The 14,257-nt window shown below is 55.1% G+C and carries 12 protein-coding genes; 4 read left to right on the top strand and 8 right to left on the bottom strand.

The window, feature by feature from the left end; genetic code table 11:
* Positions 1-64: 64 nt before the first annotated feature.
* The 6 genes from rmf to rlmKL form a co-directional block, all read right to left on the bottom strand.
* Complete coding sequence (rmf, locus tag ACMV5H_RS10010) at positions 65-232, bottom strand: ribosome modulation factor (RefSeq protein ID WP_071680718.1); 168 nt, start codon at positions 230-232, stop codon at positions 65-67.
* A 269-nt stretch (positions 233-501) separates the two neighbouring features.
* Entirely contained in the window at positions 502-1,059 is a 558-nt protein-coding gene (gene pqiC / locus ACMV5H_RS10005; protein ID WP_021804881.1) for a membrane integrity-associated transporter subunit PqiC, read from the bottom strand.
* Positions 1,056-2,702, bottom strand: coding sequence for an intermembrane transport protein PqiB (gene pqiB, locus ACMV5H_RS10000; protein WP_059200412.1), 1,647 nt, complete (start codon positions 2,700-2,702; stop codon positions 1,056-1,058). The genes pqiC and pqiB overlap by 4 nt, the downstream gene beginning before the upstream one ends.
* Complete coding sequence (gene pqiA / locus ACMV5H_RS09995) at positions 2,689-3,963, bottom strand: membrane integrity-associated transporter subunit PqiA (protein WP_223499623.1); 1,275 nt, start codon at positions 3,961-3,963, stop codon at positions 2,689-2,691. Before pqiA ends, pqiB begins: the two co-directional genes overlap by 14 nt.
* A gap of 119 nt (positions 3,964-4,082) precedes the next feature.
* A complete protein-coding gene (locus ACMV5H_RS09990; protein WP_115159656.1) occupies positions 4,083-5,987 on the bottom strand; it encodes an ABC transporter ATP-binding protein in 1,905 nt (634 codons plus the stop codon).
* Positions 5,988-5,992: 5 nt separating this feature from the next.
* On the bottom strand, positions 5,993-8,113 hold the full coding sequence (gene rlmKL / locus ACMV5H_RS09985) for a bifunctional 23S rRNA (guanine(2069)-N(7))-methyltransferase RlmK/23S rRNA (guanine(2445)-N(2))-methyltransferase RlmL (RefSeq protein ID WP_414821779.1): 2,121 nt from the start codon (positions 8,111-8,113) through the stop codon (positions 5,993-5,995).
* A gap of 104 nt (positions 8,114-8,217) precedes the next feature.
* Here rlmKL and ACMV5H_RS09980 point away from each other — a divergent pair, with 104 nt between their 5' ends.
* Positions 8,218-9,321 (top strand): YcbX family protein, encoded by a 1,104-nt coding sequence (locus tag ACMV5H_RS09980; RefSeq protein ID WP_414821760.1) that lies wholly within the window; start codon positions 8,218-8,220, stop codon positions 9,319-9,321.
* Positions 9,322-9,327: 6 nt separating this feature from the next.
* Here the strand turns inward: ACMV5H_RS09980 and ACMV5H_RS09975 are convergent, their stop codons facing one another.
* Both ACMV5H_RS09975 and pyrD read right to left on the bottom strand, forming a co-directional pair.
* Positions 9,328-9,876, bottom strand: a complete 549-nt coding sequence (locus tag ACMV5H_RS09975) for a cell division protein ZapC (RefSeq protein ID WP_021804887.1) — start codon at positions 9,874-9,876, stop codon at positions 9,328-9,330.
* A gap of 156 nt (positions 9,877-10,032) precedes the next feature.
* Positions 10,033-11,043 (bottom strand): quinone-dependent dihydroorotate dehydrogenase, encoded by a 1,011-nt coding sequence (pyrD, locus tag ACMV5H_RS09970; RefSeq protein WP_021804888.1) that lies wholly within the window; start codon positions 11,041-11,043, stop codon positions 10,033-10,035.
* A gap of 476 nt (positions 11,044-11,519) precedes the next feature.
* On the opposite strand from pyrD, the gene ssuE reads away from it, so the two are divergent.
* The 3 genes from ssuE to ssuD are packed head-to-tail and all read left to right on the top strand — an operon-like array spanning position 11,520 to position 14,246.
* A complete protein-coding gene (gene ssuE / locus ACMV5H_RS09965; protein ID WP_115159654.1) occupies positions 11,520-12,098 on the top strand; it encodes an NADPH-dependent FMN reductase in 579 nt (192 codons plus the stop codon).
* Between the two features lie 18 nt (positions 12,099-12,116).
* Positions 12,117-13,082, top strand: a complete 966-nt coding sequence (locus ACMV5H_RS09960; RefSeq protein ID WP_115159653.1) for a sulfonate ABC transporter substrate-binding protein — start codon at positions 12,117-12,119, stop codon at positions 13,080-13,082.
* A 15-nt stretch (positions 13,083-13,097) separates the two neighbouring features.
* On the top strand, positions 13,098-14,246 hold the full coding sequence (gene ssuD, locus ACMV5H_RS09955) for an FMNH2-dependent alkanesulfonate monooxygenase (protein WP_179247839.1): 1,149 nt from the start codon (positions 13,098-13,100) through the stop codon (positions 14,244-14,246).
* The last annotated feature ends 11 nt before the right edge of the window (positions 14,247-14,257 follow it).

The raw sequence follows: 14,257 nt of genomic DNA, 5'->3' as shown, positions 1-14,257 counted from the left end.
GCTTAAAACGAAAACCTCCGCTTGTTTGGCGGAGGTCGTTCCTTAATTCATGACAGAGAGCCGCTTAAGCGGTCACAGCCCTGTCCTCCATGGCTTTTCGCCACCCTCCCAGCCAGTTAGCCCGGGCATCTAAAGATTGGTAGGGACAAAGTTCCCTCGAACGCCCTGCAATACCTGCTTGGTAACCGCGTGATTCAGCCCGCTCCAGACGATCTCTTTTCTGTCTCTTCATGCCTCGTTTCCCTCGTTGTTACTCTGTGGAAAGAAAACAATGGCCGCACGAAATACAGCCACATTTAAGGAATAGCCCTAAATGGCGAGAAGATCAACGTTCAAATTTCATACCGTTGTCATATTTGTGAGCTATGCACGGCGCATAAGCTAAGTGGCTGATATTGCTGGTCTGGATTTAATTTCATGATAATAAAAGAAAAAAATCCCGGCAAGGCTTTTACTTTGCCTTACCGGGATGGCTTTAGAACGAATTATTACAAGCTATGATTAAAGGCGAGCTGCCTGTGCGGCAATCTCCTGCGCTTCCTGCAACCAACCCTGGGCCAAGGTGCGGACCAAAGCGTCATAGCCATCTTCACTCTGTTTCAATTCCAGGTTGAATGGCCGTTTGATCAGCCTGCCCTGATGGCTCAACACCCATTCACCACGGACGATCGCTTTACCGTCGTAGCGGCCATGGAAGCCGCTGATGGTGACGTTAAGCACATCCTGATCGCTGCTCATCGGCTGTGATGACACCACCCAACCCGGCAAAGCGCTGCCCAGGTTGGTCACCAATGTCTGTTGCAGTTGCTGATCCAACGGGCTGGCCCACAGGTTGTTTTGCCCAATCACAAACTGCACGTCGTTGGTCTGGTAGACCACCCCACTCTGCGCCAGGAAATCCGCCACGCTGACGTGCTCCAACCACAGCTGGCGCGACGCCTGGGTGCCACTCACCTGAGTCGGGGTTCCCAACGCCGGTAACTGATAGTAAGTCTTGTTGGGCGTACTGCTACAGGCGCTCAGCAACAGCGCCAGAACTACCGGGATCCATTTTTTCATTTTTTGGCCTTCTTCGGCTGAGGGTCATTACTGCCCGCGGCTTCAAATACCAGGGCGTTGCTCTTATCATTCAAGGTACGCAGAACCGGTTGCAGCTCACGCAGCACCTGATCGAGACGTTGCATATCGCCAACCATTTTGTTGTAGGCTGGTGAGCCTGGCTGGAACCCCTTCATGCTGCGATTGAGTTCTTGCAGGGTTTTCTGCATATCTTCAGGCAATGCCTTCATCTCTTTACTGCTGATGATGTCATTGAGCGACTGCAGGGTTTTCTGCGTTTCTTTCATGGTCTTCTGGCTTTCGGCCAGCGTTTTGGTCGCTTCGTTGATCATTGGATTGATCGGCATCGAATTGATCTTGTCCAGCGTCTGCATCAACTTCTGCTGGATCTGCGCCAGGCCACCGCTGGTGGTTGGCAACAGCGGATAGCCGAACAACTCACGCGGCCCCTTCCACGCTTTCTCCTGTGGATAGAAGTCCAGATCGATATACAACGCGCCAGTCAGCAAGTTGGCTGACTTCAGCGCGGCACGCAGGCCACGCGACTCTGCATCTTTCAAATGCTGCGCGATATCGAAGTTCTTGCCCAATTGTTGATTAAAGCGCTCAGGCTCAATACGGATCAGCACCGGAATACGGTAGTCGTTATCCAACCGCTGGCGCATACCCTCTTTGTAGAATGGCACTTGCCCCACGGTACCCAAGCGAATACCCCGGAACTCAACCGGAGCCCCCGGTTGCAGCCCACGGATTGATTCGGAGAAGAACACCAGATAATCGGTATGCTCGGTATACAGCGAATCCTGAATATTGCGCTGGCTATCGAACAGAGCAAACTCGGCCTTTTCTTTCACCGCTGGGCCACGCTCCCAACCTTCTGGCACGTCAAAGCTGACGCCACCGCTAAACAGCGTCGCCAAGGATCCCATTTCCACACGCATGCCTTGTGCGGACATATCGAAGGCAACGCCGCTGTCTTTCCAGAACCGGACGTTGGTAGTGATCAACTGATCGTAAGGCGCGGTAATAAACAGCTGATAGCGCATGGAGCGCAGCTTGGGATCGAAATAGCTGGTTTCCACCGAGCCAACGCGGTAGCCACGGAACAGTACCGGATCGCCAGCGTTCAACTGGCCGGATTTGTCACTGTCCAGTATCACGCGCAACCCTTTGGCATCGGGAGAGGCCAGCGGCGGAGCATCCAGCAGTTGATAATCCGCTTTTCCAACCTTGCCCTTGTTGCCCGGTTGCAATTCAATGTAGGCACCGGAGAACAAGGTCCCCAGCCCGGAGACGCCTTCACGGCCAATCTGCGGTTTCACCACCCAGAAGGCCGAATCGTCACGCAGTAGCTTTTCCATGCCGGAGTTCAGGCGAGCCTGAACCAGCACTTTACTCAAATCTTCGCTCAGGGTGACGCTTTCCACCGTACCGACATCCACACTGCGGCTTTTGATCTTGGTTTTTCCCGCTTCCAAACCTTCGGCGGAGGTCGTGACCAACGTCACTTGCGGCCCTTGATGGCTGAAGTGATAAAACAGGATCCACGCACCGATCAACGCGGTGACAATGGGAATGATCCACACCGGCGACCAGCGCTTGATCTTCTCAACATCCGCGACGCCATGATTACTTTCCGTCACCTTGCGGCTCCTTTTTTATTGTTTCATTTGCGCGATCCCAGGTTAAACGGGGATCAAACGCCATAGCAGCAAACATGGTGAGAATGACCACCATGGCGAACAGTAGCGCCCCAATGTCTGGATAAATACTCATCAACTGTCCCATACGTACCAACGCCGAAAGCACGGCGATCACAAACACGTCGATCATTGACCAACGGCCAACAAACTCCACCACTTCATAAATCAGATGCATACGCTCGCTATCGGCATTGGCCTTGCCTTTGCCATTGGCATCCAGGCATAGCCAGCCAATAGCCAACATCTTGAGCGAGGGCACCATAATACTGGCAATGAAAATCACCATCGCCACCGGATAGGACCCTTCTCCCCATAGCAGCACCACCCCGGCCATGACCGTTGATGGCATTTTATTGCCCAACGCCTCGGTGATCATAATCGGCATCAGCATCGCCGGAATATACAATATGATCGAGGTGACCAATAACGCCATCGTCCATTGCAGGCTGTGGCGGCGGCGTAAATAGCCCACTGTGTGACAACGCGGGCATTTGGACTGCTGGGCGGGCAGGATGGCCGTACAGCAGGAGCAGGAACGAACTCCCTGACGCAGACCGGTACGCCCAACCTGCAACGGGCGATCAATCAACGGGGCGGGTTCAATATCCTGCCACAGCCAGCGGCGATCGACGCATTGGAAGGCTCGCACCTGCAGCAGGCAAAACAGACAGTAAGGGACGAAACTGGAACCAATGCCGATATCACCATAAGCCATCAGTTTGACAAAGCTAACCAGCACGCCAGCCAGGAAGATCTCGACCATACACCAGGTCTTCAACTGGAACAGCACTTTGGCCATCCAGATCTTCCATTGTCGTGGTAGCCGCACCCTGGCACACAGCAGAATAATCGCCAACATGCAAAACGCCGGGATTAGTTGCACAAACACCATAAACAGGGTGGCCATGCTGGCATAGTCTTCTGCCACCATCACCTGAGGAATTTGGATCAGTTTGATTTCATTACCCAGACCGGCAACGCGCATATTGATAAACGGGAAGATATTGGCTAACACCAGCATGAATAACGCGCTGAGGGCAAAACCAATCGGTTGTTTGCGCGGTTCTGCCCAGCGGGCACTGAGTGTCGTTTTACAACGGGGACAAACGGCCTTGGAGCCTGATTGCAAAGGCGGCAACGCCACCAGCATATCGCATTGTGGGCACAGTATCAGGTTATCCTGTTGAGGCTCGCCATGCATAGCATGACTCTGCTGCTTATGACTTTCGTGGGAACACACCATTATCCTCCTTAACCGTGTCGCTCATCGGTACAGCCTGGGTTGCCCACAGCAGCAGCATGCGGGCAACCCGTTTCCGATCAGCCGTTTTTCATTGCTTCCAGCTCTTCCCAACGGGCAAAGGCTTGTTCCAGTGCCTGCTCCGCAGTGGCAAGATCGGCCAGCACCTGCTGGGTTTCGCTGTGCGGGCGTGAGAAGAACCCTGCGTCACTCACCTGTGCCTGCAAGGCTTCAATATCCATTTCCAGCTGTTCAAGGCGCTGCGGCAACTGCTCCAGTTCGCGCAGCAGGTTATAACTCAGTTTGGCTGCTGATTTCTTGGGCTGCTCGGTTTTTTTCTCCACCGCAGCCTTGGTTTGGCTGGTGGCTACCGTGCGGATCGGCTTGGCGGTGGCACGCTGATGGTGTGCATCGTAGTAGCCCCCGACGTAAGTGTCGATCACGCCATTGCCTTCGAAAATCCAGCACTCGGTCACGGAGTTATCAACAAACTGACGATCGTGGCTCACCAGCAATACGGTGCCCTGGTAGTTATCGATCATCTCTTCCAACAGTTCCAGCGTTTCGACGTCCAGATCGTTGGTTGGTTCATCGAGGATCAGTAAATTACTCGGTTTAAGGAATAATTTAGCCAGCAGCAGGCGGTTACGCTCTCCGCCCGACAACGCTTTGACCGGCGTCATTGCCCGTTTAGGGTGGAACAGGAAGTCCTGCAGATAGCCCAGCACATGGCGCGAACGACCATTGACCATCACTTCCTGCTTACCTTCTGCCAGGTTGTCCATCACGGTACGTTCTGGATCCAGCTCGGCGCGGTGCTGGTCAAAGTAAGCCACTTCCAGCTTGGTGCCACAGTGCACTCGCCCGCTGTCGGCTTTCAGTTGACCGAGCATCAATTTCAGCAAGGTGGTTTTACCACAGCCGTTTGGCCCCACCAATGCGATTTTGTCACCGCGCTGCACCTGAGCACTGAAGCCCCGGACCAGCACTTTGTCGGCGACCTGATAATTGACGTCTTCCATTTCGAACACAATCTTGCCCGAACGCACGGCCTCTTCCACCTGCATCTTGGCGGTGCCCATCACTTCACGACGTTGTGAACGCTCGTTACGTAACGCTTTCAGAGCGCGCACCCGGCCTTCGTTACGCGTGCGGCGTGCCTTGATGCCCTGGCGGATCCAAACTTCTTCCTGCGCCAGTTTGCGGTCAAATTCGGCGTTCTGCAGCTCTTCCACCCGCAGCGCTTCTTCTTTGCTTTCCAGGTACAGCTCGTAGTTGCCCGGCCATGACACCAGCTTGCCGCGATCGAGATCGACAATGCGCGTGGCCATATTGCGGATAAACGAACGGTCGTGCGAGATGAAGACGATGCTGCCCTGAAACTCTTTCAGGAACCCTTCCAGCCAGTCGATGGTGGTGATATCCAGGTGGTTGGTAGGTTCATCAAGCAGCAACACGCGCGGTGAACTGACCAACGCCCGGCCCAGTGCCGCTTTGCGCAGCCAACCACCGGACAGGGAGGACAGCTCCGCATCGCCGTTCAGCCCAAGTTGCAACAGGACTTCACTGATACGGCTGTCTAGCTGCCATAAGCCCTGGTGATCGAGGATTTCCATGACCTGCGCCATACGCGTCAGGTTCTTTTCGCTCGGATCCAGCTCCACCTGATGTGAGATAGCGTGATACGCCTTCAGGTGTTCCGCTTGCTCGGCCACGCCTTCGGCCACAAAGTCGAACACCGTGCCGCCGATATTGCGCGGAGGATCCTGCTGCAAACGCGCCACAATCAGATCCTGCTCGTAAATGATGCGCCCATCGTCCAAGGGGATCTCTTTACCCAGGATCTTCAGCAGGGTCGATTTACCGGCCCCGTTGCGCCCAACCAGGCAGACGCGTTCATTGTCTTCAATATGAATTTCGGTGTTGTCTAACAAAGGTGCATCGCTGAAAGAGAGCCAGGCACCGGACATGCTGATTAACGACATAGTAATTATTTTCCTTCGCCGGCGTGGGTGACCAGCCAGCAGTTGTGGATCTGACGGTTACGGGCAAAGTCTTCTGACTGTGTCTTGGCGGTAATTTCTTTCGCCTCCAGACCCAGTGCGTTCAGACCTGCCAGATCCATCTGGAAACCGCGTTTGTTGTTGGAGAACATGATGGTCCCGTTACGACGCAGTATCCGTTGTAAATCTTTCATCAGCGCCAGATGGTCGCGCTGTACGTCAAAGGTGTTCTCCATCCGCTTGGAGTTGGAGAACGTCGGCGGATCGATAAAGATCACATCGAACTGTTCGTCGGCATTGTGCAGCCAGGACAGGCAATCTGCCTGGATCAGGCGGTGCTGTCTACCGGTCAGGCCGTTAATCCTCAGGTTCTTCTCCGCCCATTCCAGATAGGTACGCGACATATCCACCGTGGTGGTGCTGCGTGCGCCCCCCAACCCGGCATGTACGCTTGCGGTGCCGGTGTAGGCAAACAGGTTGAGGAAGTCTTTGCCTTTGCTCATCTCACCCAGCATACGGCGAGCGATGCGGTGATCGAGGAATAACCCGGTATCGAGATAATCCGTCAGGTTGACCCACAGCTTGGCATTGAACTCTTCTACCAGCAGGAACTCCCCCTTCTGCGCCAGCTTCTCATACTGATTTTTGCCCTTCTGACGTTCGCGGGTTTTCAGGATCAGCTGATTCGAAGGCAGCTCCAGTACCGCTAACGTGGCGTTAATCACGTCAAACAGGCGCTGGCGGGCTTTCTGCGCGTCGATGGTTTTCGGCGGCGCGTACTCCTGCACCACCACCTTACTGCCATAGCGATCCACCGCCACGTTATAGTCAGGCAGATCGGCATCATACAGGCGATAGCACTCGATCCCCTGCTGCTTTGCCCATTTATCCAATTTCTTCAGATTCTTGCGCAGACGGTTGGCAAAGTCTTCTGCCACCTGCACACCACCAGCACCCTGCGGGTTTTCTGCCAGCTGGTAGTTTTTCTGTACGCAGTCCAACGGGCCGTTTTTCGCTTTGAACTGGCGCTCTGCGCGCAGCTGCAGGCAACTGAGCAGTTCCGGTGAGGCGCTGAACAACGAAAGCTGCCAGCCACCAAAGTGGCTCTTCATGATGCGCCCTAACATATTGTGCAGCGCAATCAGGGCTGGTTCGCTCTCAAGGCGTTCACCGTATGGCGGGTTGCTGACCACCGTGCCTACCGGGCCTTCCGGCAGTGGGTTGGTCAGTTTGCTGACGTCATTAACGTTAAAGGTGATCAATTCGGCCACGCCCGCGCGGCGGGCATTACCCTTCGCCATTTCGATGACACGACGATCGATATCGGAACCGAAGAAGCGTGACGGGGTTTCTTGCAGGCCACGTTTCGCACGCACCTGCGCTTCGGTGATCACTTCACGCCACAGTTCGGCATTGTGGCCGTTCCAGGCGGTAAAGCCCCAATGTTGACGATGCAGGCCAGGCGCGCGATCGGAGGCGATCATCGCCGCTTCGATCAACAGCGTGCCAGAGCCGCACATCGGGTCCAGCATCGGCGCCCCTGGTTGCCAACCGGAACGTTGGACAATCGCTGCCGCCAGGTTTTCCTTCAATGGAGCCTGGCCGGTAAGATCGCGATAGCCGCGCTGGTGCAAACCTTCTCCGCTCAGATCGAGCGCTACGCTGGCCATATCACGCTGCAGGAAAACGTTCACCCGAATGTCCGGCTGCTGTTTCTCTACCATTGGCCGATCGTTGAGCTTGCGGGTAAAGCTGTCCACAATGGCGTCTTTGACCTTCAGCGCACCATATTGGCTATTGCGGATCTCTTCATTGAGGCCGCTGAAGTGCACGGCAAAGGTTTTATCCAGGCCAAATATCGATGGCCAGTCAATGGCCTGCACACCGAGGTACAGATCCAAATCGCTGTGCACGCGAAATTCATTCAGCGGCAACAGAATACGCGAAGCCAGGCGGCTCCAGAGCAGGCTTTGGTACAGAAGACGATCGTCACCCTGAAAATGTACTCCCCCCTGCACCACTTTGCAGGAGTGAGCGCCAAGCCGCTCCAGTTCGCTTTTTAACAGTTCTTCCAGTCCACGCGCCGTGCTGGCAAACAGAGTGTTCATATCGTGCTTATCACCAAAAAGAAAATTGTTGCGCATTATAGCTAATCCAGACCGCTTGTCATAAAGTTGCTCCCTTCTATTTCATTTATCGCACGGAGGCAGGGGTGATCACGCTCTCCCGACTTTACGTTCATCCGGTCAAATCACTACGGGGTTTGCAGCTTTCTCACGCTCAGGTGGCCAGCAACGGCCTGGCTTTTGATCGCTCTTTCATGATCACCGAGCCAAACGGTACCTTCATCACCGCCCGCCAATACCCGCAGATGGTGCTGTTTACCCCGGCGTTGTTGGCGGATGGTCTGTTTCTGACCGCACCGGACGGTGAAAGCGCGGCGATCCGCTTCATTGATTTCGCCCCCGATGCGCAGCCGACCGAGGTGTGGGGCAACCATTTCACCGCGTTGATCGCCCCGGTGGCCATCAACAGTTGGCTAAGCGGTTATTTTCAGCGCGAGGTCCAGCTGCGCTGGGTTGGGCCTGAATTAACCCGCAGGGTAAAGAAGCACCCGGAAATCCCACTCTCCTTTGCCGACGGTTACCCTTATCTGCTGATTAATGAAGCTTCGTTCCAGGATCTGCAGCAACGTTGCCCAAGCAGCATCAGGCTGGAGCAGTTCCGCCCGAACCTGGTGGTGACCGGCAGCCCGGCCTGGGCAGAAGATGGTTGGCAGGTGATCCGCGTCGGCGACGTGATGTTCGATCTGGTAAAACCTTGCAGCCGCTGCGTATTGACCACGGTCAGCGTCGAACGTGGCCGTAAACACCCGAGCGGCGAGCCGTTGAGTACGCTACAACAGTTCCGCACTGCCGATAATGGCGACGTCGACTTTGGCCAAAACATGATTGCCCGTAACAGCGGTATTATCCGCGTCGGCGATAGTGTTGAAGTGTTGTCAACCAAACCGCCGCGGCCTTATGGGGCAGGCAAGGTCGTCGAAAGCCTACAAGCACCGCAGGACAGCACCACCAGCGTGAGCATTGAGTATCAAGGAAAGGTGTTTGCCGGTAATAACCAGCAGATCTTGTTAGAGCAGTTGGAGCAGCAAGGCATTCGCATCCCTTACTCCTGCCGGGCTGGCCTGTGCGGCAGTTGCAAGATAACGCTGGTGGAGGGCGAGGTTGCCCCGCTAAAGAAAAGCGCAGTGGCCGCCAACGGCACCATCCTCTGTTGCAGCTGTATTCCTAAAAGCGATGTGAAGCTGGCGTAACGCTTATTACACTGCCCTGTCGTAAGCCGGGGCAGACTGTTCATCCGGGATGCAAGGTTTCAAGCGATCGTGCATCACTTTTATCGCATCCCCCAACACCATGGTGCGCCCAGCCAACGCCAGCTGATTTTGTGCCAGCAAGCACAGGCTGGCATTATCCCCGGCTTCCACCACCAGCAGACGCGCCTCGACACCGCTATCCATCACCTTCACCGCCGCCAACTCGCCATTTTTTGGGCGTAGCGGATAGTGTTGCTGAGCAAAATGCCAGCTCTTGGGCATCAGGGGTTTGAGAAAACGGAAGGCCACCAGCGCATTTAATACCAACTCGGCACGTTGTTCATGGCTGAGCTTTATCTGTTTGCACTGTTCTTCATAATCAAAATAAAGCGCTGCATCATCGACGCAGAATGCACATTCAGCGAAGGCGTCCGGGGTTAGCATTTTTGCCGGAAAGCGTGAACGGAAGATCATACCATTGGCTAAATCGAGCATCAGTCGATCGTGCTCAGCGTCAAAATACCAACGCCAATTGTCGTCAGGTTTTATCTTCATTGCTTATCCTTCTCACCACATGCCAACGCGTATTACGCAAAAGGCGATTTTATCACCAGAAAGGTTGCTTAAACATCGGATAATTCCGCTACCGAACAAAATATAGACGAGCCGGGGGCAGAAATAAACCCCCGGTCGAAAATGAAAGGTAAAATATTAGATATGGGTAACGATATCTTTAATCAAACGCGGTCCGTGGAAGATAAAACCGGAATAAATTTGTACCAACGTTGCCCCGGCCTCCATTTTTTCCCGCGCCGCCGTCAGGGAATCAATTCCACCAACGCCGATAATCGGCAAGCGCCCTTGCAACTCTTGCGACAAACGGCGGATCACTTCAGTGCTGCGTAACTGTACCGGACGGCCACTTAATCCCCCTGCCTGATCGCAGTAATTCAACCCCTGAACCAGTTTACGATCGAGAGTGGTATTGGTGGCAATGACCCCATCTATATTATGACGCACTAAACTGTCCGCTATTTGGATCAGTTCTTCCTCTGAAAGATCCGGCGCGATCTTTACCGCAACCGGCACATATTTGTGATGGCGAGCCTGCAATTGGGCCTGCTTATTTTTTATCGCCGCCAGCAGATCGTCCAGCGCTTCACCATACTGTAAGGATCGTAATCCCGGGGTATTGGGTGATGAGATATTAATCGCGATATAGCCGGCATACGGATAAACCTTATCCATACAGATCAGATAATCGTCTTTGCCCTGCTCGACCGGCGTGTCTTTATTCTTGCCGATATTGATCCCAAGCACGCCGCCAAAATGGGATTTCTTAACATTTTCAACCAGATTGTCTACGCCATGGTTATTGAACCCCATGCGGTTGATCAGCCCTTCGGCCGGGACCAGGCGGAACAGACGCGGTTTATCATTGCCCGCTTGCGGACGCGGCGTAACGGTACCGACCTCAACAAAGCCAAAGCCCATCGCACCAAAGGCATCAATGCATTCGCCGTCTTTATCCAGACCGGCGGCCAAACCTAATGGGTTGCTAAAAGAGAGCCCCATGCAGCTCACCGGCTTGCTCGGCACCGACTGACGGATAAGAAACTCTAGTGGGGTGCCGGTAATACGGCGCAGTTGACTGAAGGTCAATTCGTGAGCGCGCTCGGGATCGAGCTGGAACAAGGCTTTCCTGACGATGGGGTAGTACATGTACTCTCCTGATTTCCCGGTGATATCCTGCTGACTTGAGGTCGCAAGTCAATCGCTGTGCCTGATGGGGATACAGGTGGGGATCATGCAGAACGCCGACACGCCGTAAACCCATCCCTGGGGGCTCGCAATCGCGCATCCTTGCGCTCAACGGTCGGCTAACCTGCATGATCCCCACCTGCTTCAGGCTTTCGGTGTTGCGGTTATTTAGCGACAACCTCAAGTCAGCAGGATAGGCCTGTCGACCGGGGGCGTATTATCCGGTATCCCCTCGCCAATTGGAATTGATTAAAGGCAAAAAAAGCGCGTTTAGCGCAATCGTTTCCCTTGTATGGCACTACTTCCCCGCTTTTCCCCCTTTACGCATATCAAAATCAAAAAATGAGATTTAAAAATCACCCCCTTTTGCTGTTAGCTTTAAAACACTTTACGAACATTAATTTAACATTGATAACTTTTTGATATAAGGAGTGGCGATGCGCGTTTTATCTCTAGCTGGCAGCCCAAGGCTCCCCTCACGCTCGGCGGCGCTGTTACAACTGAGCCAACGCTGGCTACAACAGCAGCAGGTGGAAGTGATCCCCTATACCCTGCACGATTTTCAGGCGGAAGACCTGCTGCGCGCCAATTTTAACAGCCCTGATATTAAAGCCTTCGCCGCGCAACTTGCCGCTGCGGATGGCCTCTTGATCGCCACGCCGGTTTATAAGGCATCGTTTTCTGGCGCGCTGAAAACCTTACTCGATCTGCTTCCTGAACGCGCGCTGGAACACAAAGTGGTTTTGCCGCTGGCCACCGGCGGCTCCATTGGCCACATGCTGGCGGTGGACTATGCGTTGAAGCCAGTGTTGACGGCGCTGAAAGCCCAGGAAGTGCTGCACGGCGTGTTTGCCGATGACGGCCAGATAGTACTTAACGGTGAACAGGCCCAGCTATCCGATGGGGTGGCCGCACGCCTGAACGAAGCGTTGGACAGTTTTTATCTGGCGCTCAGCCGCCGTAAACCGCCGGTGCCAAACACCGCCGCCTCTCTGTTAACCCGGCAAACTGCCTAACCGCCTAAGGAAATCATCATGCCCCTCTCTTTCCGCCGTTGGCTTAACACCGGTGCGCTGGCCGCCATTATGGCGCTGGCGCTGAACAATACCGCCGTCGCACAAGATAACGCGCCTGCTCAGTTTCGTATTGGCTATCAAAAAGGCTCGGTGAGTCTGGTGTTGGCCAAAACCCACCAGTTGCTGGAACAACGCTTTCCTGCCACCAACATCAGTTGGATCGAATTCCCGGCGGGCCCGCAGATGCTCGAGGCGCTGAACGTCGGCAGCATCGATCTGGGCAGCACCGGCGATATCCCGCCTATCTTTGCCCAAGCCGCCGGGGCCGACCTGCTGTACGTCGGCGTAGAGCCGCCAAAACCCAAGGCGGAAGTGATCCTGGTGCCGGAAAATAGCCCGATCCACAGCGTCGCCGAGTTGAAAGGCCATAAAGTGGCCTTCCAGAAAGGCTCCAGTTCACACAACCTGCTACTGCGGGCACTGCAAAGGGACGGCCTGAGGTTTACCGATATCCAACCGGTTTATCTGACGCCCGCCGATGCCAGAGCGGCCTTCCAACAGGGCAACGTCGATGCCTGGGTGATCTGGGATCCCTACTATTCTGCCGCGTTGCTGCAAGGCGGAGTGCGGGTATTGACCGATGGCAGCGAACTGAACCAGACCGGTTCTTTCTACCTGGCCGCTCGCCCTTATACCGAAGCCAACGGTCCGTTCATCCAGCAGGTGCTGGCGGTGCTGACCCAGGCCGATGCGCTGACGCATAGCGATCGGGCGCAGAGCATTACCTTGCTGGCCAAGGCGATGGGCTTACCGGAAGCGGTAATTGCCAGCTATCTGGATCATCGCCCACCGACGGCCATCAAACCCCTAGGGGACGCCACCATTGCTGCCCAGCAAAAAACCGCCGATCTCTTTTTCGCCAACCGGTTGGTTCCGGTGCAGGTCGATATTTCTCAACGCGTCTGGCATCCAGCCGCACAATAATCAGGAGAGAACCCTATGAGCATTAACGTATTCTGGTTTTTACCGACTCACGGCGATGGCCACTATCTCGGGAGTTCAGAAGGGGCACGGGCGGTCGATTACGGTTATCTTCAGCAGATCGCCCAGGCCGCTGACCGGCTTGGTTTCGGCGGCGTGCTGATCCCAACGGGGCGCTCTTGCGAAGACTCTTGGCTGGTTGCCGCTTCATTAATTCCGGTCACGCAGCGGCTGAAATTCCTGGTGGCCCTGCGCCCCGGCATCATCTCCCCGACCTTGGCAGCCAGGCAGGCCGCCACGCTGGATCGGCTTTCCAACGGCCGCGCCCTATTCAATCTGGTGACCGGTGGCGATCCGGAAGAGCTGGCAGCGGAAGGTTTGCACCTTAACCACACCGAACGCTATGAAGCCTCCGCCGAGTTTACCCACGTATGGCGCAAAGTGCTGGAAGGTGAAACTGTCGATTTCGCCGGTAAGCATATTCAGGTAAAAGGTGCCAAGCTGTTGTTCCCGCCGGTGCAGCAACCTCGCCCACCGCTGTATTTTGGCGGCTCCTCTGAGGCGGCACAGGATCTGGCAGCCGAGCAGGTCGAGCTGTATCTGACCTGGGGAGAACCCCCTGCCCAGGTGAAAGAAAAAATAGAGGAAGTACGAGCCAAAGCAGCGGCCCTGGGGCGCAAAGTCCGCTTCGGTATTCGCCTGCACGTTATCGTGCGCGAAACCACCGCAGAAGCCTGGCAGGCGGCCGACCGTTTGATCGCCAACCTCGATGATCAAACCATTGCGGATGCACAGAAAGCTTTTGCCCGCTTCGACTCCGTTGGCCAACAGCGTATGGCGGCCTTACACGGTGGCAAGAAAGACAATCTGGAAATCAGCCCTAACCTGTGGGCCGGTGTCGGATTGGTGCGTGGCGGTGCGGGCACTGCGTTGGTGGGCGATGGTCCGACGGTCGCTGAGCGCATTCAGGAATATGCCGATCTGGGCATCGACACCTTTATTCTTTCCGGTTACCCGCATCTGGAAGAGGCCTATCGCGTAGGTGAACTGCTGTTCCCACATCTCGATCTGGCGACCAGCGAACAACCGACCCAGTTGCGTGCGATCAAGCCACAGGGCGAAGCGGTCGCCAATATCTATATCCCACAAAAAGTGTCACAAAGCTGAGGAGAACAGTG

Origin of the sequence: Serratia sp. N21D137, from assembly GCF_047530005.1 — a bacterium.
Lineage (GTDB): Bacteria > Pseudomonadota > Gammaproteobacteria > Enterobacterales > Enterobacteriaceae > Chania > Chania fonticola_B.
This window is presented reverse-complemented; position numbering and strand designations above follow the sequence as displayed.

What these genes read in the sequence shown, in the direction of transcription:
- rmf (WP_071680718.1), bottom strand. Translation starts at nt 232, where the DNA reads ATGAAGAGACAGAAAAGAGATCGTCTGGAGCGGGCTGAATCACGCGGT.
- pqiC (WP_021804881.1), bottom strand. Translation starts at nt 1,059, where the DNA reads ATGAAAAAATGGATCCCGGTAGTTCTGGCGCTGTTGCTGAGCGCCTGT.
- pqiA (WP_223499623.1), bottom strand. Translation starts at nt 3,963, where the DNA reads ATGCATGGCGAGCCTCAACAGGATAACCTGATACTGTGCCCACAATGC.
- ACMV5H_RS09990 (WP_115159656.1), bottom strand. Translation starts at nt 5,987, where the DNA reads ATGTCGTTAATCAGCATGTCCGGTGCCTGGCTCTCTTTCAGCGATGCA.
- rlmKL (WP_414821779.1), bottom strand. Translation starts at nt 8,113, where the DNA reads ATGAACACTCTGTTTGCCAGCACGGCGCGTGGACTGGAAGAACTGTTA.
- ACMV5H_RS09975 (WP_021804887.1), bottom strand. Translation starts at nt 9,876, where the DNA reads ATGAAGATAAAACCTGACGACAATTGGCGTTGGTATTTTGACGCTGAG.
- pyrD (WP_021804888.1), bottom strand. Translation starts at nt 11,043, where the DNA reads ATGTACTACCCCATCGTCAGGAAAGCCTTGTTCCAGCTCGATCCCGAG.
- ssuE (WP_115159654.1), top strand. Translation starts at nt 11,520, where the DNA reads ATGCGCGTTTTATCTCTAGCTGGCAGCCCAAGGCTCCCCTCACGCTCG.
- ACMV5H_RS09960 (WP_115159653.1), top strand. Translation starts at nt 12,117, where the DNA reads ATGCCCCTCTCTTTCCGCCGTTGGCTTAACACCGGTGCGCTGGCCGCC.
- ssuD (WP_179247839.1), top strand. Translation starts at nt 13,098, where the DNA reads ATGAGCATTAACGTATTCTGGTTTTTACCGACTCACGGCGATGGCCAC.